Below are 20,248 nucleotides of genomic sequence, written 5' to 3'. Positions count from 1 at the left end.
TCCCGGTGAGCTTACGCTCGGCCGTGCCCCCAACGGGATTCGAACCCGTGTCGCCGCCTTGAAAGGGCGGTGTCCTAGGCCACTAGACGATGGGGGCTCGGGACTCTCATCCCGTTCCGTGCCGTCTTCCGCTGGAGACCTCTGAAGCATAGGGGACTTTTGCCCTCGATGCCAAAGCGGCGTTCCGGCGGCCCACGGACTTACGGAGCCTTGGTGTCGGCGGCCTCCCCCGTCGGAGAGGGGGTGACCGTCGGCCCAGGAGAAATTGTACGGCCCGGGTCGGTCTCGACGTGACGTTCGATCTGTACCGACTGCTCACCCAGCCCGCCCAGGGTGATGTCGTCCCAGGCCCGGAGCCTGTGGGTCTTGCGGTCGAAATACAGCACGGAGGCCGCGACCGGCGTGGGCTCGTCGTGTTCCAGGGCGCGCAGGCCGGCCCCTCCGGTGGAGCCCTGGACGAGGACGCGGGTGCCGGACGGCAGCAGCTCGGTGGACCGCTCGTGGGCGTGCCCGGCGAGGACCATCGGCACGGCGCCGGAGAAGGCCCGGGCGATCGTGGGGTCGTGCACCGCCACCAGGTCGACCGGCTGCTTGAACGCCTGGCCCAGCCGGGTGGCGTAAGCGTGCCCCAGGGCCGTCAGGGTCTCCGCGGCGGAGTCGACCTCCACCGACTTGTCGGGGGTGAACCGGGGGTCGCCGACGCCGTAGATGCGCAGTCCCGCGACCTCCTTGACCGTGTCGTCGAGGACGACGGCGTGCTTCTGCTTGGCCACGGCCCGCTGGGTGGCCTTGGAATCGTGGTTGCCCCGGACGAAGACGTACGGCACGCCGAAGGTGGGGATCTCCTCGACGAACTTGTCCTCGGGGGAGGTGCCGTGGTCGGTCAGGTCCCCGGTGTCCACGATCGCGTCGATCTTGAACTGGCCGACGACCGAGCGGATGAGGTTCCACGCGACCGGGTTGAGGTGGATGTCGGAGACGTGCAGGATCCGGATCGAGGTGGGGTCGGAGTCGTAGATCGGCAGGGAGGAGACCGTGTCGTAGAGCTGGGAGACGTTGTTGACCAGCTTGGCGAGCTGGGACCGGTAGGACTCGAACCTCGTCACGATCGACTCGGCGCTGCCGACCAGGGACGGCGCGCCGGCGAGGAGGCCGGTGTACTTGGGCTCCACCACCGAGTTCGGCCGGAAGGTCAGGGCGGCGCCGGCGCCGGTGGCGGCCATCGCGACGACGACGCTCAGCAGTCCGGCCAGGGCCGCCCCCGGCCGGCGGAAGACGATCAGGGAGACGAGCAGCGCGCCGAGGAGGCCGCACAGCAGGGCGCGCAGCGCGAGCGTCTTCACCCCCTCGCGCAGTTCCTTCTCCAGGAGGGTGGGGAGCTGGCTGGACAGCCGCGGGTCCTCCAGCAGCGCGCCGGCGCGGGCGGGGTTGATGTTGTCCAGGGTGACGCGCAGAGCGACCGGGGCGTCGTGCGTGTCGAAGGTGAGGGTGCCCAGCGGGTGGACGTCCACGACGGTCTCCCCGGACCACGACGGCGCCGCCGACATGCCGATGTCGACCGGGCCGACGCTGGTACGCACCGGACCGCCGAGCGAGATGCCCAGCCAGGCGCCGGCGATCGCGATCACGACGATCGCCACCCCGCGTGCGAACGGCCCCCTGACGGAGGGGACGAGACTTCTTGTCCGGCTCATGAAACCCATGCGGCTCCCTCACACCCGGAAACGCGGGCACAATGGCTGTTGTGATCGAGGTCTCGAGAGAGAAGTTCGAAGAGCTCGTGGCCGAGGCACTGGACACGATCCCTCCCGAGCTGACCAGGGTCATGGACAACGTGGTCGTGGTGGTCGTGGACGATCCTCCCGAGCCCGGTCTGCTGGGTCTCTACACGGGCATCCCCCTTACCGAACGCGGCGACTGGTATGCCGGAGTGTTACCCGACCGGATAGAGATCTACCGCCACCCCATCTGCACAATGTGCGCATCTGAGAGTGAAGTGGTGGAAGAGGTGCGGATCACCGTGGTTCACGAGATCGCCCACCATTTCGGCATCGACGATGACCGGCTCCACGAACTCGGCTGGTGACCGCCGGCGACGGTCGGTGACCACGCCCATCATCCCCGAACCTCACGGAAGACGGCGGCTTTTCCCCGGTTTCTGATTACGGCTTGCGCGCGGTTGGACGCTTTCAGTTGCGTCAGGGCGCTCGAACAGGCACCGTAGGTTACACACTGAACACCCACAGTCAATGCGCCTGCGAGCCCACCGGAGTCCTATGGCGGCCACCACGCCCGGCCGGCTGCCCGGGCGGCACCGCCGTCCGGCCGAGCGCCGGGCAACGTACGGCGAGGTCATCGCCATCGGCGAGTTCCGCGCCCTCTGGCTCGGCCAGGGTCTTTCGCTCCTGGGCGACCAGCTCTCCCGGGTGGCGCTGTCCGTGCTGGTCTTCCAGGGTACGGAGTCGGCGCTGGCCACCGCGTCGGTCTACGCGCTGACCTACCTCCCGCCGATCATCGGCGGTCCCCTGCTCGCGGGGCTGGCCGACCGCTACGCCCGGCGGCGGGTAATGATCATCTGTGACCTGCTCCGGGCCGTCATGGTGGCGCTCATGGCCGTCCCCGGCACGCCGTTCCCGGCGCTGTGCGGGCTGGTCTTCTGCGTGGTGCTGCTCAGCGCCCCGTTCTCCGCCGCGCGGGCCGCGCTGCTGCCCGAGCTTCTCACCGGCGACCGTTACGTCATGGGTTCCGCCCTGCAGAACATGACCAACCAGGGCGCCCAGATGCTGGGGTTCGCGCTCGGCGGAGCGCTGATCATGGGGATGGGCCCGTACCGCGCGCTGGCCCTGGACGCCGCCACCTACCTCGCCTCGGCGCTCATCCTCGCCTCCGGGGTACGCCGGCGCCCCCTGCCCGGGAACGGCGAGACCGGCCGCCCCTCCATGTGGACGACGACCCGAGCCGGAGCGCGACTGGTCTTCGGCGATCCGCGGCTGCGGACGCTGGTCCTCTTCGCCTGGCTGTGCGGCTTCTACGTGCTGCCCGAGGGGATCGCGACGCCGTACGCCGCCACGCTGACCGCCGATCCGGAGCGGATCTCCTTCGTCGCGGGCCTGCTGATGGGGTCGATGCCGACCGGTACGGTCGTCGGCGCGTTCTTCTTCAGCCGGTACGTCACCCCGTCCCGGCGTCTGCGGTCCATGGGGTGGATGGCGATGCTGACCTGCGCGCCGCTGATCCTGTGCGCGGCGCGACCACCGCTCGCCGCGGTGCTGGCCCTGTGGTTCGCCTCCGGCGTGGGCGGTGCCTACCAGCTCGCGGCGAACGCCGCGTTCGTGCAGTGCGTGCCCGCCGAGCGCCGGGCCATGGCCTTCGGGCTCGTGCAGTCGGGCCTGCTCGCCGTCCAGGGGATCGGCATCCTCATCGGCGGCGCCGCCGCCGCCGAGCTCGGCCCGGAGGCCGTGGTGGGGCTGGCCGGCGCGGCGGGGCTCGTCGCCGCCGCCGCGCTGGCCGTACTGTGGTCGGGATCCCGCAAGGAGATCATCGAGAGGGTCCGCGCCGAGGCGGCCGCCTGAGTCACGCCCGCGGCTCGTCGCCCCGCCGCGGCGGGGCGGTCGGCGCGGAGTGGACGTCACCGGTGGCCGGGGTGGTCGGCGTGGCGTAGGCGTCCTGCGGAGCGGCCGGGCCGGAGTAGTAGGGGGTGGGGTCGGCGTAGCCGGGGTGGCCCTGACCGGGGTGGCCCTGGGGGCGGTTCTGGCCGGTGGTCCTGGCCCAGTGCTCGGCCTTGGCCCAGCCCTCCCTGGCCTTGACCTTGGCGTCCTGCCAGACCGGGTCGTCCTTGTGCTTGTCGATCAGGCGCTCCAGGACCGACGTGCCGGTGGTCTCCGAGGGCATGAGCAGCCACCCGACGAGGTAGACGCCGGCCCCGAGGCCGCCGAAGAACGTGGTACCGGCGATGATCACGCGGACGACGTTCGCGTCGATCCCGACGTACCGTCCGATGCCGGACGCCACACCCGCGACGATGCGGCCGTCCCTGGTCCTGTAGAGCCGCTTGACACCCGAGAAGTCGTTTTCTTCCATGTCTTCAGACTGCCCCGCGAGGAGCCCCGATCCCATCGGGATTCGCCCTGGCACGACCCTGACCTTCCATCCGGCGGCATCCGGATTACCCTGACACCGGGCCCAGGGTGCCCCAGGGAGAAGGGAACAGTCCATGGACGACCTGCTGCGCATCGACGACACGTTCTCCGAGGAACAGCGCCTGATCCGCGACACGGTACGGCGGTTCGTGGCCGAGCGGGTACTGCCCCGCGTCGGTGACTGGTTCGAGGAGGGCGTCTTCCCGGCGCGCGAGCTCGGCCCGGCGCTCGGCTCCCTCGGCCTCCTGGGGATGCACCTGGACGGCTACGGCTGCGCCGGCATGGACGCCGTCTCCTACGGCATCGCCTGCCGCGAACTGGAGGCCGGCGACTCCGGCCTGCGATCGTTCGTCTCCGTGCAGGGCTCACTCGCCATGTTCCCCATCTGGAAGTACGGCTCGGCGGAGCAGAAGGAGGAGTGGCTGCCCCGGATGGCGGCCGGCGAGGCGATCGGCTGCTTCGGCCTGACCGAGCCGGACCACGGCTCCGACCCGGGCGGCATGCGCACCCACGCCAAGCAGGACCCCTCCGGCGACTGGATCCTCAACGGCTCCAAGATGTGGATCACCAACGGCTCCATCGCGGACGTCGCGGTGGTCTGGGCGCAGACCGAGGACGGCATCCGCGGCTTCGTGGTCCCCACCGGCACGCCCGGCTTCTCCGCCCCGGAGATCCACCGGAAGATGTCCCTGCGCGCCTCGGTGACCTCGTCGCTGTACTTCGACGACGTCCGCCTGCCCGCCTCCGCCGTACTGCCGGGTGTGCGGGGCCTGAAGGGCCCGCTGTCGTGCCTGTCGGAGGCGCGGTACGGCATCCTGTGGGGCGTGGTGGGCGCCGCCCGGGCCTGCCTGGAGACGGCCCTCGACTACGCCACCAGCCGGGTGCAGTTCGACCGCCCCATCGGGGCCTTCCAGCTCACCCAGCGCAAGCTCGGCTGGATGTACGTCGGCCTGGGACAGGCCCAGCTCACCGCCCTGCACCTGGGGCGGCTGAAGGACGCGGGCGCCATCACCCCGCAGCAGGTCAGCTTCGGCAAGCTCGCCAACGTCCGCGCCGCCCTCGACATCGCCCGCGAGGCCCGTTCGATCCTCGGCGGCAACGGCATCACGCTGGAGTATCCGGTGATCCGGCACATGAACAACCTGGAGACCGTGCTGACCTACGAGGGCACCGAGGAGGTGCACCTGCTCACCCTGGGCCGGGCGCTCACCGGGCTGGACGCCTTCCACTGAGCCGGCCGGATCCGCACCGGAGACGGGCACCGGGTGGACGCCTCCGTCCGCCCGGCCGTTCAGGCGTCCGGCCGCTCAGGTGTCCGGGCGCTCAGGTGTCCGGGCGCTCAGGTGTCCGGGCGCTCAGGTGTCCGGGCGCTCAGGTGTCCGGGCGCTCAGGTGTCCGGGCGTCCGGGTTTCTCATCGGGCCCGGCGGTTTTCACCGGCCCGGTCGTAGAGACCGCCTGGCCGTAGAGGCCGCCCGGCCATAGAGGTCGCCCGGCCGTAGGGACCCGCCGGCACTACCGCTGGAGCGCCCGGCGCTGCGGCAGGCCCAGCGGACGCCACTCGGGTGCCCGGGTCGCCGCCGACTCCAGCTTCTCCGCCCAGGAGACCCCTCGGCGCAGGTAGAAGCGGAGCAGCTCGGCGGCGGCGCGGGCGTCGACCAGCGCGTGGTGGGCGTCGGAGAGCGGGATGCCCGCCCGCTCGCAGCAGGCCGACAGCGTCCACTTGCCGTGCGGGATGAACTCGGGGGCGAGCTTCTGGGTGCACAGGGTCTCGGTCAGCCACTGGCTCCCGGGCAGGTCCCGCAGGAAACGCAGGTCGAACGAGGCGTTGTGGGCCACCAGGACGCGCCCGGCGATCCGCGACCACACCTCGTCCAGCACCTCGTCGATCACCGGGGCGTCGGCGACCATCTGCTTGGTGATGCCGTGGACGTGCGCGGGCCCGGTGTCCCGCAGGGGGTTGATCAGCGAGTGCCACTCGTCGACGATCTCGCCGCCGGTGTCCAGGGAGACGAGCGCGATCTCGCAGATGCGGTCGCCCCTCGCCGGGGAGAACCCGGTGGTCTCCACGTCGACCACGACATATCCCTGCCGAGCGGACACCCGGTGCCCCGGAAGCGACTCCAACCCCCAACTTGTCATGAACGCCAGCCTATGGGGCGGGCGACCGTCGTCACGCGGCGTTCGGCGAACCGGGAGGCCCGACGGGCCTGGCGACGGACGATAGTGGACACTATTCTCGGTACGCTGTCTCCAGCGGGGCGTTAGCTCAATGGTTAGAGCTGCGGACTTTTAATCCGTAGGTTCTGGGTTCGAGTCCCAGGCGCCCTACCAGCAGGAGCGGCAGTCATCGGTCTTGTTTGGGCAGGCGGTGACAGCCGCCTTTGACAGCCAAGAGGGCCGGTCTCCATCAGGAGGCCGGCCCTTGTGCTTTCTGGGGTCACCCGAACGGCTTCTTGGCGACCGCGTCGACGGCCGCGCGTTCGATGTCCGGGAGCAGGTGCGTGCAGGTGTTCATGGTCAGCCCGATCCGGCTGTGACCGAGCGTCTTCATCACGGTCCGCGGCGAGGCCCTGGAGGCGAGCAGGAACGAGACGCAGGCGTGGCGCAGGTCGTGAAGCCTCAGCCGGTCGAGCCCCGCCCGCTTCCGGATGGTTCGCCACCGGGTACCGGGGTCGCCCGGCTCGATGGGGCTCCGATCGTGGAGGGGAGGACGAGCCTGAGGTTCTGCCACCGCTTGCCCGCGGCGAGCTGTTCGGCCGTCTGAGCCCGCCTGTGCTTGCGGAGCGCCGCCAAGGTCGGTTCCGGCACGGGGACGACCCGGCGGGACCGGTCCGTCTTGGGATCGACGAACCGAAGGGAGCCGTCCGCCCGCTGGAGCGTCTGCCGTACGGCGAGCAGCCCGCCGGTGAAGTCGATGTCATCCCAGCGGAGCCCGAGGAGTTCGCCGCGCCGCAGGCCGAGCGTCAGCGCGCAGATCCAGAAGGCTTCCAGCCGGTCGTCCCTGATCACGCTGAGCAGCCGCTTGGCCTCCTCGATCGTGAGGACCCGCGCCTCTTCCCGGCGCACGGCCGGAGGCTTGACGAGTTTGGCGGCGTTCCGATGCACCGGCTCCTCTCGCTGGGCATCGGCCGGTGCGTTCCGGATCAGCCCGTGGATCTGCTTGACGGTGGCGGCCGTAAAACCTGATCCGGCGCTTTTCCTCACTTACGCCCGCTCCGCAGGCACCGCATCGAACCCTGCTGACGCGGCATCCCGTTGCCCCTTGGTGATCATCCCCACATCCCATGGGGATAGATGCCTGAATCAAGAGATGCTTCGTGACCGCGTGACGCCCTGACTTGCGCCTTCAGGACCTCGACCGTAAAAGGCTTTCGTGATCGAACGCTCGGTGATCAAGTTTATCCGGACCGCAGTATAGGGTGCGGCTCATCGCCGTTCCATTTCGCTCCAGGCAGACCGGCCGCGCCTGTTTGCCCAGGCCGGCTGAGCCTATTGCACGCCCGCCACCAGGGCGAGCAGGAGCGGATCATGAGGACTCGCAGACAAGAAAGGACGCTCCCGATCCAGATGCGACAGCCCAGGGGGGGCACTCTCAGACGCTCTGTGGATTCAGTCGTCGCCGGACGTCGAGGCCGGAGGGATTTCACGCCGAAGAGGGCGTCCAGCAATTCCGAGATCTTGCCTTGCGGATTCCATCATAAGATATCGAGCCTGCCGCTTCACGCTTGGATCAGTAATGAGGTCAGGCTTTCTCAGGCCGATGTGCAGAGCGTACGTGTAGTCATGCACACTCTGTGCCAGTTCGGGCGAACAGACGAGCTCAACGCTTTTCTTGGCCAGCCATAACTGATGAAGACCCTCCTGAGCGTCCACTTCACTTGGCGAATCCTTAGATTCAGCACGTTTGTCCAGGACCATCTCGATTCGCTGGGCCGCATCGAGAAAAGAAAGGATTGCGGCCTTCCGCTCAGTGCGCATAGCGACAAGCTGGTCATGTTCCAAGCGCCTCCTGTCAACACGCGTCGCCAGGTGCTGGCCCAGGAGAGTTCCACCTGTCCCCAGCAACACGCCGAGCAGGGGTAGAACAGTTGTACTGAGCGTCTCCCAGTTCATACGCAAATGATCCAGGGGCGATGGCACCTTGTATAGAGCGCACCATCAGCCCCTTCCCTTTCGGCCGGCAGGTACGGGTGTGACGCCGTCTCATCAGGTCACGGTGCCGGCGCAGGACGGTGTCCGGGCGAACGAGGAGCCGCAGCCGACGCAGGACCTCGCGGGGCGGCGACGTCAGCAGGGCGGCGAGGAAAGCACGGTCCTCGGGAGCGAATCCCACCCGCGCGCCGGCACCCAACCGCCGTTCGAGAACGGTGAGTTGATGGCGGAGGGCGAGGATCTCGACGTCCTTGTCCCGATCGCTCATCGGCGGCAACCGCAGCGCGGCGAAGGCGTTCGTGACGGTGAGACAGGCCAGACGAAAGAGCACGAACGATCATCGTGCCGCACTCCGAACGACTGGGGATCACACGCGTCACGTGATCTCCAGAAAACCCATGACCTGGCCGGATGACATTATCGGCGGGCGCAGAGCCCATCCGCGGCAACCCCGTCCGCATCGAACGCCCGTAGGCCGAAGCCGGACCCACCCCCGCAGGAGCGAACGCGCCGGCGCCGACGGCACCCACCCGACCATGCCATGCTGATCGGGGCTGAGCAGAGGTATGCCAGGTGATGCCGTTCAGCGCTGAGCGGCGCTACTGGCCGCCCTCTTCCTTGTCGGCCGCGGACATGGCGAGCATGTCGTCGACGCACCTGCGCATCAGTTGCTCGAACTGAACGAGGTCCCGGTCGCTCCATTCGGCGAACGCGGAGTCGAGGAGCCTCTGCCGGGCCGCCTCGAGCGCGTCCGTGATGCGACGGCCCGCACTGGTGATCACGGCTTCCTTGACCCGTCGGTCCGCCGGGTTCGGACGCCGCTCGATCAAGCCGAGCTCGGCGAGTTTGGCCACCTGCCGGCTGACGGTGGTGTGGTCGCGTCCTGCCCGTTCGGCGAGTTCGACCACGCCGATCGGCCCGAACCGCCGGATTCCGACGATCAGTTTGAACAACGCGCGGTCGAGATCGATGCCTGCTTCGGCCATGAGGTCCTCGTCGCGTTGCGGCAGGTTCATGAGCGCGATCAGGTCGACGAGCGATTCATGCAGGCGCCGGAACGCGATGTGCCGCCGGTGTTGGGAAGCCATGCTCGCCACCGATGCCTTACGTGCCCTTGCGGACGGACGGGGAGGTGCCAAGGCGAGAATACCGGCAGCCTCCGGCAGGCCGGCGGTGCCCGGCGGAGACGCCGCCCTCGCATGGCGAGGACGCGGATGCGGGTGGCGAGGCGTGGCGGGGGCCGCGCCGTTCCCGCGATGGGTGGTCGGTCACCTCATGCCCGGCGTGGGAACGGATGGTCACGACGATCACCTCCGTGTATATGCGCTCGTGATACACATAATTTTCCGCCACTGGGACGGTACGGTCGCGACACCTGGATCAGGATTTCTTCCATGCGTGGAGGGCCATGAAAGACCAGTTCAACCCGCTTTTATCGACAGCCGGGAAGTTGCCGGGGTGATGCGTCGGCCATAGAGGAGGGCTTGACGACCGCTTCGGTCGCGGAACATACTCCGTGCTAAATGCACATAATTTCGGACCGGGCGGGATGGGCTGCCCGGCCGACCGCCACCGACGGAGATGTGAACCGTGACACGCAACGAAGACCTTGATGTGATCATCTGTGGTTCCGGCCCGGCGGGATTGACCCTCGCCATCGATCTCGCCCGCAGGAACGTCGCGTTCCGGCTGATCGACAAGGCGCCGCACCCGTTCATCGGCTCACGCGGCAAGGGCATCCAGCCGCGCACCGAGGAGGTGTTCGAGGACCTCGGCGTGGTCGACCGGATCGTCGCCTCGGGGGGCGAGTACCCTCCCATGCGCACCTACACCCACGACGGACCGGTCGACAAGCACGCCGGGATCCTGCCGGAGCCGACGCATGCCGAGCCGTACCGGATCCCGCTGCTCGTTCCGCAGTTCCTCACCGAGCGCCGGCTGCGGGAGCGGCTGACCGAACTCGGCCACGCCCCGGAGTACGGCTGCGAACTCGTTGGCTTCGATCAGGACGCCGACGGCGTGACCGCGCGGATCGCCGCCCCCGACGGGGAGCGGACCGTGCGAGCCGCCTACCTGGTCGGCGCCGACGGCGGATCGAGCTTCGTCCGCAAGGCCCTCGGCATCGAGTTCCGCGGGAAGTCCCTCGACGTGCGGGCGCTCGTGGCCGACGTGCGGGTCGACGGCGCCTCATCGCGCGTCTGGCACCGCTGGGGCAACGAGAAGCCCGAGCGGAGCGTCTCGCTGTGCCCGCTCCACGGCACCGACATGTTCCAGTACATGGCCCCGGTCCCCCTCGACGTGGACGTCGACCTCTCGGCCGAAGGGCTCACCGCCCTGCTCCATGAGCGCGGCGGCCACGACGACATCGTGATCCGCGAGGTGTCCTGGGCGTCGGTGTTCACGATGCAGGCCCGGCTGGCCGACGCCTACCGGCGTGGGCGCGTGCTCCTGGCCGGGGACGCCGCGCACTGCCATCCGCCGACCGGCGGGCAGGGCCTGAACACGAGTATCCAGGACGCCTACAACCTTGGCTGGAAGCTCGCCGCCGTGCTCGACGGCGCGCCGGAGTCGCTGCTGGCGACCTACGAGGAGGAGCGCCGACCGGTCGCCGAGGCGGTCCTCGGCCTGTCCAAGAAGCTGCTCGAAGCGGCCAAGAACCGCGACATGCGCCGGGGCCGCGAGGTGACCCAGCTCGATGTCGGCTACCCGGACTCGTCCCTGTCGCTGACCGGCCTGGAGCCCTACAAGGGCGTGGCGTCCGGCGACCGCGCGCCCGACGCTCCCGTCACCGGCGCGGGCGGGCTCGCCACGCGGTTGTTCAGCCTGTTCCAGGGACCGCACTGGACCCTGCTCGGCTACGAGCCCGGCGACGCCCCGGTCCCGGAGCCGCGCAGAGGCCTGCGCATCCACGTCATCGGCGGCGACATCCTCGACACCGGAGGCCACGTCCAGAGCGCGTACGGGCTGTCGCCCGAGCAGTGGGCGCTCATCCGGCCGGACGGATACGTCGCGGCCGTGGTCGGCACCGCCGAACTCGGCGCGATCGAGGCCTACCTCGACGGCGTCGGCGTCCGTCCCGTGCGGTGACGCGTCTCCATCCGAGCACGACAGGTCCGCGCCCGGACGACGGGATCGCCGGTTCGGGCGACGCGGACACCGAGCGGTGGTCGCGGATCCCGGCGCCGGAACGACCCGAGTGCTTCGCGGAAGCTTCACGTTCTCGCTCGTACGGGCCACACGGCACACCGGTTTCCTACCGGTCATGGACAGCTCTCACCTCACGCGAAAACTCGTGGTCGCGGCCCATGCCGGGCTGGCCGGGTCGCTGGTCGGCGCCACCGCCCTGCGCATCGGATGGGCGAAGCAGGCCGGACACCGCGCCGCCGCTGGTGGCGATGCACCGGATCACAGCCAACGTGCTCCAGGTCAAAAGCGCCTGAGCCGAGGGCCGCGGCGCCGGACGTTCCATGTCGGCTCGGCGACGACGTGGTCGGGCGCGGCTCCGTCAGGGTTCGCCCGAAGGCAGCGGTCCCGTCATCCCGCCACCGCCGGCTCTCCGTCGGGAACCCCGGCGGCGCCGTCCGCGGACACGGGCTTGGTGAGGAAGGCCGTCGCGTCGTCGGACGACTCCGTGCGGTAACCCTGGGCGCGGTAAAGGCGGAGGTTGCGCCGGCTCCGGGCGCCGGTGGACAGCACGATGCGGTGGCAGCCGGCTTCGGCCGCGGCTTCGGCCTCGCGCAGCAGCCAGCTCCCCACACCCTGGCCGCGCAGGTCGGGGACGACGCCGAGGCGGCCCACGTGCCAGTCGTCCTCCACGCGGCGCGTACGCACCATGCCCAGGAGCCGGCCGTCCCGCCACAGGCCCGTGGTCTGCCAGGTGGCCAGCCATGCGCGCACCTGCTCCAGCGACTCCTCCAGGGCGGGGATGGCCAGGGTGTCGTTGACCGACGCCTCCTCCATCCAGCAGCAACGCTGGAGCACCAGAACCTCTGGGGCGTCGTCCGGGGTCAGTGCTCTCACGTACGACCCCGGCAGCGGTCCCGCCCCCGAGCCCGAGCGGGTTCGCTCGCGCATCGGCCGCAGAGCGTGGGCGAGGCGGACGAGTTCGTCCAGGACCCCGACAGCGGCCTTGTCACGGCCGGCGTCCGGGCGGAGTCGCCCGCCGTCCACCGTGTCGGCGATGCGCAGGGCGACCGTGGCACCCAGCGGCACCAGCCGCAGCGTGGTCACCACCTGCTTGGCGTGCTGGACCGACCGGGTGCCCGCCGAGGTGTTGCCGTAGCTGACGAACCCCATCGGCTTCCACGCCCATTCCCGGCCCAGGTAGTCGAGGGCGTTCTTGAACGCCGCCGGCATGCCGTAGTTGTACTCGGGGGTGACCGCGATGAAGCCGTCCGCCGCGTCCACCATCGCGCTCCACCGCTTGGTGTGCTCGTTCCGGTAGACGCCGGACGCCGCCTCGTCCTCCTCGTCGAGGAACGGCAGGGCGAGGTCGCCAAGGGTCACCGGCAGGAGATCCACGCCCAGTTCCGCGGCCCGTGGCGCGATCGCGTCGATCAGCCACCGGCCCACCGCCGGGCCGAGGGCGCCGGGACGGGTGCTGCACACGAGGACAAGGATCCGCACAGGTTTCGTTGACATGGAAACGAACATAGCTGGTAACTTGTTTACATGTCAAAGAAGTGGTCCTCCGAGGCGGTGCGCTGGCTCGACGCGGACGAAGAACGCGCCTGGCGCGCCCTGCGCCGGATGATGATCGCGATCCAGTCGCGCACCGCGCACGACCTGGCCGCGATCGGCCTGTCCGACCCCGACTACGAGGTGCTCAGCACGCTCTCCGAGCGCCCGGGCCGCGCCAGCACGCTGCGCGAGCAGGCCGCCAAGATGGGTTGGTCGCGCAGCCGCCTGTCGCGGCACGCCAGCCGCATGGAGGCCCGCGGTCTCGTGCGGCGCGAGCCCGACCCGGACGACGGCCGGGGCTGTTATCTCGTCCTCACCGAGGACGGCCTGGAAGCGCTCGAGGACGCCGCCCCGATCCACCTGGAATCGGTCCGCCGCCACGTCATCGACCGGCTCTCGCCCGCGGACCTGTCCGCCCTGGAGAACATCGCCCGCAAACTGGAAGGACCCGCGTGAGCACCACACGTCGGTGTACGAGCCGCCCATCGATCGGCCACAGCCGTGCCTGACGCGCCGATGGCCCTGGTCGTGCCGTACCCGTCCGCCGGATGAACCCCCGGCCGGCCCCCGCGCGCAGCTCGTAGACCACCGCCAGGCACGCGCGGGTCCGGGCGGTCACCCGCACCCGCTCCGGTACCGGGTACGGCTCCCGCCGCCCCGGTGGTACACGACCGCGCTGGATCATGGCGATGTCCCGGCTGATCGAATCAGCCACCGGGGCCGGACAGGTGAGCGTGCGCCTCCTCGGAGATCGCGGCAACAGGTGTTGATACCTGGCGGATACACGGGTGAGCGCGTATGGATACCCAGCCAACACCGAGCGGAGGAGAACGGCCGCCAAGGTGGCCACGGCGCCGCGAGAGGCGGCGCGGTTCCGCCATGTCACGGTGAAGGAGTACTCCATGCGTGTGCTGATGCGCTGTCTGCTCGGTCTCGCGGTGCTGACCGGGTGCGGTGCGAACGCCGTCCCCGTGGCCGACGGTGGGAACGCCTCGATGGACAAGGCCCGCGAGCGGGAGAACGTCATCGCCACCTGCATGAAGCAGAAGGGTTTCTCCTACACCCCCTCGGTCAGCCGGCCCAAGCGGTCCGATGCGAACCCCGCCGACTACGCGGCGATGAAGGCGGACCGCAGCAGGAACGGCTTCGGCGTCTTCTCCGCCATCGTCTATCCGAAGCCGCCGGAGAAGCGGACGCCGGACGCCAACCAGGCGACGATCGACGGCCTCTCCGGCGCCGAACGGGACTCCTACCTCAAGACCCTGAACGAGTGCCGGGTGACCGCCCTCCGGCAGGTGAACGGCCTGAAAGTCACCTCGGTCGCCGACTACCAGGACCAGATGAGCACGGAGATCGAGAACATCGACAAGGAGCTCGACGGCGACCCCGGGCTCCTGGAGCTCGCCGCGCCCTTCGCCGAGTGCCTGAAGTCCAAAGGTGAGCGGGTGACCTCCACGAGGCCGCTCGCACTGAGCGTCCGCGGCATGGATGTGTGGGGCGAAAAGATCGACCGGCTCGGCAAGGCGGGCACCGTCACGGCGGAGGCGGCCAGGCCGTACCTCGCCAAGGAGATCACGTCGGCGCTGGTCGACCTGGAGTGCGGCAAGGACTTCTACGCCGCCTTCATCCCCCTGCAAAAGCGGCTCACCAACGAGGCCAGGGTGAAGTACGGGTTCCAAGAGCAGTGATGCGCACCCCTCGTGGAAAGCTGCTGCTCGTGCTGGCCGTGGTCCTGGTGGCGGGGACCGGCTGGGGGGTGGGCACCCTGCTGCGCTCTCCGGCCGACGAGGCGGCGGCGCGCAAGCCGCCCGAACCGTCGCTGGTCACCGTCGCGGTCGAGCGGCGCGAGCTGGTCGCCACCGTCGTGGTCAGCGGCACGCTGGAGTACGGCTCGCCGTACCCGGTGTCGCTGGCCGGGGTGGTGGGCGGCAGCGAAACCGCTCAGCGCGCCACCCGTGCTCCCCGGCGGGGCACCCTCGCGGAGGGCGCGGTGATGATGGAGGTGAACGGACGCCCGGTGTTCGTCTTCTCCGGCACGGTGCCGATGCACCGCAGCATCGTCCTCGGCGCCAAGGGGGCCGATGTCCGGCAGTTGCAGAAGGCGCTGCGCAGGCTCGGCTACCGCGCACCGGAGACCGGCGTGTTCGACCAGGCGACCATCGCCGCGGTTTCCCGCTTCTACGCCAAGAGGGGCTATGAGGCGCAGCAACCCACCTTGGAACTGCGGCAGAGGCACGACGACCTGCGCCGGGCCGTGCGGACCGCGCAGGAAGTGCTCGCGACCGAGCGTAAGGCCCTTGACCAGGGCAAGGATGTGCTCCCACTGAGAGTCAGGCTCGCCAACGCCCGGCAGGATCTGAGGGAGGCCGAACAGGCGCTGAAGAGCGCGCGGGCACAGGACCACACCACCGAGGACGAGGCCAAGGTCGAGGCCGCCGAGAGCGCCGTACGGGCGGCCGAGGAGAAGCTGCTGGCGGCTCGGCAGGAGCTCGCCCAGGCCACCGCGACGCCCACCCCCGCGCCCACCCTCGGCCCCAGCCCCACCACAGAGCCCACCACAGAGCCCACCGCGGGTGCCACGGCCGGGCCGCCTGCCGACACCCGCCTGCTCGAACTCCGGGTCACCAACGCCGGAGCCGATCTGGCCGCCGCCAGGTCGGCTCTGGAGCGCGTACTGGAAGAGGCCGAGACCGCGCGGGCCAAGCGGCTGACCGAGCTGACGAAGAACGTCCGGGTGGCTCGCGAGGCCGTCGTCACCGCCGAGCAGGCGCTCAGACAGGCCAGACAGCTCTCGCCCGTCAAGCTGAAGGTGGCCAACGCCCGGAGTGACCTGGCCGCGGCGCGGGCGCTGCTGGCCGAGTTCTCCCGCACCTACGGCACCATCGTCCCGCCGGGAGAGGTCGTCTTCCTGCCCAGACTGCCCGCCCGGCTGCACAGGCCGACCGTCAAGGCGGGCGAGCTGGTGGACAGGTCGATCGCCACGGTGACCAGCTCCACCTTCGTGGTCTCGGGCTCGGTGGACGCGGCTGAGGCCGAGCGGCTGAAAGCGGGTCTGAACGCGAGCATCGAAACCGAGGCCGGAAAGATCGTCCCCGGCACGGTGACCTCCCTCGGCGGGCGCGACGCGAAGGGCGCCGTGCCGGTGACGATCACTCCTGCCTCGATGAAGGGCCTCAAGAAGCTCGCCGGCGCGCCCGTCACGGTTCGCGTCACCATCGGAGCCACCGACCGGGAGGTGCTCGTGGTCCCCGCCGCGGCGGTCGTCACCGCCGCGGACGGCAGGGCCCGGGTGCAGGTGGAGACCGCGCCCGACCGGACCAAGGAGGTCGAGGTACGCACCGGCCTGTCCGCCGACGGAGCCGTGGAGGTGACCGGCGACCTCAAGCCGGGCGACATGGTGGTGATCAACAGTGCCTGAGCCGGTCATCCTGCTCGACGACCTGACCAAGGAGTTCCCCGCCGATCCCCCCGTCAGAGCGCTCTCCGCCATCGACCTGAGAGTCGAGAGATCGGACTATGTCGCCATAGTCGGCCCCTCGGGGTCCGGCAAGTCCACCCTGCTCAACATGCTCGGCCTGCTCGACCGGCCGACCAGCGGCGGCTACCGGCTCGACGGCATCGAGACCACCACGCTGAAGGACAGCGCGCGGACCACGGTGCGCGGCAGCCGTATCGGCTTCGTCTTCCAGTCCTTCCACCTGCTGCCCCACCGCAGCGTGCTGGAGAACGTGATGCTGGCCGAGGTCTACGGCAGGGGGTCGCGCAGGGGGCGGCGCGAGCGCGCGCTGCGGGCCCTGGAGCGGGTACGGCTGTCGCACCGGGTGGGGTTCCTGCCCGGCAGGATGTCCGGCGGCGAGCGGCAGCGTGCCGCCATCGCCCGCGCCCTGATGGGCGAGCCCGCGCTGCTGCTGTGCGACGAGCCCACCGGCAACCTCGACAGCAGGAACACCCACGCCGTGCTCGACCTGTTCGACGAACTGCGCGCCCAGGGCCTGACCATCGTGGTCATCACCCACGAGAACGAGGTGAGCGAGCGCGCCGCGCGCCGGGTGCGCATCACCGACGGCACCTTGGCCGAGGAGTAGATGTGCACCCGCGCGACCTGCTGAACGAGGCCATGGCGGGCCTGCTGGCCCGCCCGGTGCGCTCGGTGCTGACCACGCTGGGCACCGTGCTGGGCATCACCACCCTCGTGGTCACCCTGGGCGTCGCCGCGACGGCGGGCAACCAGATCGTCGGCCGCTTCGACGAGCTGACCGCCACCTCCGTCACGGTCGAAGTCCCGGAGAACCCGTTCCCCTTGGTCGATTGGGCCGACGTCGGCCGGGTGACCCGACTGCGCGGGGTGGTCTCCGCCGCCGCCCTCGCAGAGTCGGACCAGAGCGCCAACCTCAGCGTCCGCTCCAACGACGTGGTGGACCCCACCCGGGTCACCGACCAGACTCTCACGGTGGTCGCCAGCAGCCCGGGGCTGCCGGCCGCGGTCAAAGGCAGGATGGTCGAGGGCCGCTACTTCGACGCCGGGCACATCGCCCGCGGGGACAGGGTCGTCGTGCTGGGCCGGCACGCGGCCGACATGCTGGGCATCACCCGGCTGGAACGGGCTCCGGCCGTCTTCATCGGCACCCAGGCGTACACCGTCATCGGTGTGCTCGGTGACCTGAAACGTGAGAAGAGCCTTGCGAGCGCCGTCATGCTGCCACCGGCCGTCGGCAAGCGCTACGGCCTGGGCACCGTGACCCGGGTCCTGGTCAACACCGGCCTCGGCGCCGCCGAACTGATCGCCAGGCAGGCGCCGGCCGCGCTCAGCCCCGGCAACGAGGCCCTCCTCCAGGTCATCTCGCCGTCCAGCCCCACCAGAGCGCGCGATGCGGTGGAGGGCGACGTCAACGCCCTCTTCCTGATCCTCGGGCTGGTCTCCCTGGTCGTCGGCGCGGTCGGCATCGCCAATGTCACCCTGGTGACCGTGATGGAGCGCATCGCCGAGATCGGCCTGCGCCGCGCCCTGGGCGCCGCCCGCCGTCACATCGCCGCGCAGTTCCTGCTGGAGTCCACCCTCACCGGGCTGACCGGCGGCGTCGTCGGCGCCTCCGTGGGGATCGTCGTGGTCGTCGCGGTCTGCGCCGCCAAGCAGTGGACCCCGGTCCTGGACGTACGGCTGGCCGTCATGGCACCTGCCGCCGGTGCCGTCGTCGGGCTGCTCGCGGGTCTGTACCCGGCCCTGCGTGCCGCTCGCATGGAACCTGTCAACGCACTTCGGTAGATATGGTGCTTTTTCATGACATCCCTGCTGCTCGTCGAAGACGACGCGGTGATTCGCGCGTCAGTCAGCCTGGCCCTGGAACGCTACGGATTCCGTACCGCCACCGCCGCTGACGGACTGAGCGGCCTGGAGGCGGCCCAGGCGGGCGGCCACGACCTCCTGCTGCTGGATGTGATGCTGCCCGGCCTGGACGGCATCAGCCTGTGCCGCAGGATCCGGGAAACCAGTCAGGTGCCGATCCTCATGATGTCGGCCCGCGGTGACGGACTGGACGTCGTCGCAGGACTGGAGGGTGGCGCCGACGACTACGTGGTCAAACCGGTCGACCTGTCGGTGCTGGTGGCCAGGATCCGGTCACTGCTGCGCAGGGCCGCCTTCGCCCGGCCGGTGCCCGCCGAACCCACGGCGGGGCAGGCCGTCGCGTTCGCCGTACTGGACTTCGGCGAGCTGAGCATCGACACCGGCGCGCTGGAGGTACGGCGGGCCGGGCAACGCGTCGAGCTGACCCCGACCGAGCTGCGGCTGCTGCTGGAGTTCGCCGCCCACCCCGGCATCGTGCTGGAGCGTGCCACACTGCTGCGCACCGTCTGGGACTACGGCTGGGACGGCGACAGCCGCGTCGTCGACCTCTGCGTGCAGCGGCTGCGCAAGAAGATCGGCGCGGACCGGATCGAGACGGTGCGCGGGTTCGGCTACAAGTTGCGCACGTCATGACGGTGGGCTCGCTGCGGTGGAAGGTGGCGGCGCTGATCACACTGGCCTGCTGCGCGGTCGCGGCCGTGGTCGGGGTCCTGGTCCACCGCACGACGCTTGAGCGCACGATGCGGCAGGGTGAAGAGCGGGCGCTGGTGTGGGCCGCGATGGTCGCCAAGGAGTACCGCGCGGGCACTCCCCCCGAGGAGCCTGCCCCGTGGACCGAATCGATCAAGAGACCGGATGAACTGCCCTCGCCCCTGCGCGAACGGCTGGCCGTGGAGTCGCCCGCCACCTGGTACGACGACCGGAAGCCCGACCAGCCGTGGATGTGGGCGGCGCAATGGGTGAACGGGGGACTCGTGGCCACCTCCAGGATGGAGGTGGGATCCGACATGATCCGGCTGCGTGCCCTCGACCGAGCCATGGTCCGGGCCGCGCTGACCGCGCTCGCCGTGGTGGTGCCGATCTCGGTGTGCCTGGCCGAGCCGGCCAACCGGCGGTTGCGGCGGGTCGCCCGCACCGCCCGCAGGATCGCGAACGGCGACCTGGACGCCCGCGTCGCCCCGGCTCCCCCGCGCCGGGGCGGCAGCCTGGCGCGCCGGGGCGGGCGTGACGAGATCGCCGACATCTCCGCCGCCGTGGACTCCATGGCGGCGAGCCTGCAGCACCGGCTGCTGGCCGAGCAGCGGTTCACCGCCGATGTCGCCCATGACCTGCGCACCCCGCTGATGGGCCTGGTCGCCGTGGTCGAACTGCTGGAGGAGGGCGAGACGACCGATCTGGTACGCGGCCAGGTGCGGGTGCTGCGCTCGCTGGTGGAGGACCTGCTGGAGGTCTCCAGGCTTGACGCGGGCGCCGAGGTCGCCGAGCGGGTACGGGTGCCGCTGGCCGAGTTGGCCGAGGAGTCCGCGGCCCGGGTGGGGGTCGAGGTGCGGGTACTGGCTTCGGGGAATCCGGTGGCCGAGACGGACCCGCGTCGCCTGGACCGGATCCTCGCCAACCTCGTGCTCAACGCCCACCGCCACGGTGCGCCCCCGGTGGAGATCACGGTCCGGGACCACGTGATCGAGGTCCGCGACCGGGGATCGGGCTTCCCTCCGGAGCTCCTTGCCGACGGCCCGAAACGCTTCCGCACGGGTGCCGCCGAACGCGGCCGCGGTCACGGCCTCGGGCTGACGATCGCGCTGGGGCAGGCCCATGTCATAGGCGCCGATCTGACCCTGGCCAACGCCCCCGACGGCGCCGTCGCCGTCCTCCGCCTCCCCCGTCAGCCGTCGGGCTGATACGCGGGTGATACTCAGCCAAGCGCGGGTGGAG

Annotated in this window: 20 protein-coding genes and 2 tRNA genes; 13 read left to right on the top strand and 9 right to left on the bottom strand. The window is 70.2% G+C overall.

The window, feature by feature from the left end; all coding sequences use genetic code 11:
• Nucleotides 1-24: 24 nt before the first annotated feature.
• Both HDA43_RS18180 and HDA43_RS18175 read right to left on the bottom strand, forming a co-directional pair.
• Nucleotides 25-97: transfer RNA gene (locus tag HDA43_RS18180), tRNA-Glu, on the bottom strand.
• Between the two features lie 103 nt (nt 98-200).
• Nucleotides 201-1,703: a metallophosphoesterase family protein gene (locus tag HDA43_RS18175; protein WP_246424024.1), complete on the bottom strand. Its 1,503-nt coding sequence runs from the start codon at nt 1,701-1,703 to the stop codon at nt 201-203.
• A 32-nt stretch (nt 1,704-1,735) separates the two neighbouring features.
• Here HDA43_RS18175 and HDA43_RS18170 point away from each other — a divergent pair, with 32 nt between their 5' ends.
• Together HDA43_RS18170 and HDA43_RS18165 are read left to right on the top strand one after the other, a co-directional pair.
• Entirely contained in the window at nt 1,736-2,086 is a 351-nt protein-coding gene (locus HDA43_RS18170) for a metallopeptidase family protein (RefSeq protein WP_218911769.1), read from the top strand.
• 190 nt (nt 2,087-2,276) lie between these two features.
• Complete coding sequence (locus HDA43_RS18165) at nt 2,277-3,572, top strand: MFS transporter (protein ID WP_179822350.1); 1,296 nt, start codon at nt 2,277-2,279, stop codon at nt 3,570-3,572.
• A gap of 1 nt (nt 3,573) precedes the next feature.
• Here HDA43_RS18165 and HDA43_RS34415 read toward each other — a convergent pair whose 3' ends face one another.
• Nucleotides 3,574-4,080, bottom strand: a complete 507-nt coding sequence (locus tag HDA43_RS34415) for a PspC domain-containing protein (protein ID WP_218911768.1) — start codon at nt 4,078-4,080, stop codon at nt 3,574-3,576.
• 133 nt (nt 4,081-4,213) lie between these two features.
• Between HDA43_RS34415 and HDA43_RS18155 the strand changes: the two genes are divergently transcribed.
• A complete protein-coding gene (locus HDA43_RS18155; RefSeq protein WP_179822349.1) occupies nt 4,214-5,371 on the top strand; it encodes an acyl-CoA dehydrogenase family protein in 1,158 nt (385 codons plus the stop codon).
• Between the two features lie 281 nt (nt 5,372-5,652).
• Here the strand turns inward: HDA43_RS18155 and HDA43_RS18150 are convergent, their stop codons facing one another.
• Nucleotides 5,653-6,279, bottom strand: coding sequence for a 3'-5' exonuclease (locus tag HDA43_RS18150; RefSeq protein ID WP_179822347.1), 627 nt, complete (start codon nt 6,277-6,279; stop codon nt 5,653-5,655).
• Nucleotides 6,280-6,395: 116 nt separating this feature from the next.
• On the opposite strand from HDA43_RS18150, the gene HDA43_RS18145 reads away from it, so the two are divergent.
• Nucleotides 6,396-6,471, top strand: a tRNA-Lys gene (locus tag HDA43_RS18145).
• 106 nt (nt 6,472-6,577) lie between these two features.
• Here the strand turns inward: HDA43_RS18145 and HDA43_RS36865 are convergent.
• From HDA43_RS36865 to HDA43_RS18130, 3 genes are all read right to left on the bottom strand, one after another.
• Entirely contained in the window at nt 6,578-6,871 is a 294-nt protein-coding gene (locus HDA43_RS36865) for a tyrosine-type recombinase/integrase (RefSeq protein WP_179822345.1), read from the bottom strand.
• The gene (locus tag HDA43_RS18135) at nt 6,760-7,245 is read right to left on the bottom strand and encodes a site-specific integrase (protein WP_179822342.1); all 486 of its coding nucleotides are present in this window, start codon (nt 7,243-7,245) and stop codon (nt 6,760-6,762) included. Before HDA43_RS18135 ends, HDA43_RS36865 begins: the two co-directional genes overlap by 112 nt.
• 504 nt (nt 7,246-7,749) lie before the next feature.
• A complete protein-coding gene (locus HDA43_RS18130) occupies nt 7,750-8,253 on the bottom strand; it encodes a hypothetical protein (protein ID WP_179822340.1) in 504 nt (167 codons plus the stop codon).
• A gap of 79 nt (nt 8,254-8,332) precedes the next feature.
• On the opposite strand from HDA43_RS18130, the gene HDA43_RS18125 reads away from it, so the two are divergent.
• On the top strand, nt 8,333-8,707 hold the full coding sequence (locus tag HDA43_RS18125; RefSeq protein ID WP_179822337.1) for a hypothetical protein: 375 nt from the start codon (nt 8,333-8,335) through the stop codon (nt 8,705-8,707).
• 184 nt (nt 8,708-8,891) lie between these two features.
• Here the strand turns inward: HDA43_RS18125 and HDA43_RS18120 are convergent, their stop codons facing one another.
• A complete protein-coding gene (locus HDA43_RS18120; RefSeq protein WP_179822335.1) occupies nt 8,892-9,380 on the bottom strand; it encodes a MarR family winged helix-turn-helix transcriptional regulator in 489 nt (162 codons plus the stop codon).
• Between the two features lie 502 nt (nt 9,381-9,882).
• Here HDA43_RS18120 and HDA43_RS18115 point away from each other — a divergent pair.
• Nucleotides 9,883-11,379 carry an FAD-dependent oxidoreductase gene (locus tag HDA43_RS18115; RefSeq protein WP_179822332.1) on the top strand — a complete coding sequence of 499 codons (1,497 nt, stop codon included), beginning with the start codon at nt 9,883-9,885 and terminating at the stop codon, nt 11,377-11,379.
• Nucleotides 11,380-11,826: 447 nt separating this feature from the next.
• Here HDA43_RS18115 and HDA43_RS18110 read toward each other — a convergent pair whose 3' ends face one another.
• Entirely contained in the window at nt 11,827-12,933 is a 1,107-nt protein-coding gene (locus tag HDA43_RS18110) for a bifunctional NAD(P)H-dependent oxidoreductase/GNAT family N-acetyltransferase (protein ID WP_218911767.1), read from the bottom strand.
• 30 nt (nt 12,934-12,963) lie between these two features.
• Here HDA43_RS18110 and HDA43_RS18105 point away from each other — a divergent pair, with 30 nt between their 5' ends.
• The 7 genes from HDA43_RS18105 (at nt 12,964) to HDA43_RS18075 (ending at nt 20,214) form a co-directional block, all read left to right on the top strand.
• Nucleotides 12,964-13,428 (top strand): MarR family winged helix-turn-helix transcriptional regulator, encoded by a 465-nt coding sequence (locus HDA43_RS18105; RefSeq protein WP_179822330.1) that lies wholly within the window; start codon nt 12,964-12,966, stop codon nt 13,426-13,428.
• 446 nt (nt 13,429-13,874) lie between these two features.
• The gene (locus HDA43_RS18100) at nt 13,875-14,660 is read left to right on the top strand and encodes a hypothetical protein (protein WP_179822327.1); all 786 of its coding nucleotides are present in this window, start codon (nt 13,875-13,877) and stop codon (nt 14,658-14,660) included.
• Nucleotides 14,660-16,390: a peptidoglycan-binding protein gene (locus HDA43_RS18095; RefSeq protein ID WP_218911766.1), complete on the top strand. Its 1,731-nt coding sequence runs from the start codon at nt 14,660-14,662 to the stop codon at nt 16,388-16,390. The genes HDA43_RS18100 and HDA43_RS18095 overlap by 1 nt, the downstream gene beginning before the upstream one ends.
• Nucleotides 16,383-17,057 (top strand): ABC transporter ATP-binding protein, encoded by a 675-nt coding sequence (locus HDA43_RS18090; RefSeq protein ID WP_179822324.1) that lies wholly within the window; start codon nt 16,383-16,385, stop codon nt 17,055-17,057. Before HDA43_RS18095 ends, HDA43_RS18090 begins: the two co-directional genes overlap by 8 nt.
• A gap of 2 nt (nt 17,058-17,059) precedes the next feature.
• Nucleotides 17,060-18,235: an ABC transporter permease gene (locus tag HDA43_RS18085; RefSeq protein ID WP_179822321.1), complete on the top strand. Its 1,176-nt coding sequence runs from the start codon at nt 17,060-17,062 to the stop codon at nt 18,233-18,235.
• Nucleotides 18,236-18,250: 15 nt separating this feature from the next.
• Nucleotides 18,251-18,949, top strand: a complete 699-nt coding sequence (gene cseB, locus HDA43_RS18080; protein WP_179822319.1) for a two-component system response regulator CseB — start codon at nt 18,251-18,253, stop codon at nt 18,947-18,949.
• Entirely contained in the window at nt 18,946-20,214 is a 1,269-nt protein-coding gene (locus tag HDA43_RS18075) for a sensor histidine kinase (protein WP_179822316.1), read from the top strand. Before cseB ends, HDA43_RS18075 begins: the two co-directional genes overlap by 4 nt.
• Nucleotides 20,215-20,248: the final 34 nt, after the last annotated feature.

Source organism: Streptosporangium sandarakinum (assembly GCF_013409935.1).
Taxonomy (GTDB): domain Bacteria; phylum Actinomycetota; class Actinomycetes; order Streptosporangiales; family Streptosporangiaceae; genus Streptosporangium; species Streptosporangium nondiastaticum.
The sequence above is the reverse complement of the archived record's forward strand: the minus strand, read 5'-3'. Positions and strand labels throughout refer to the sequence as shown.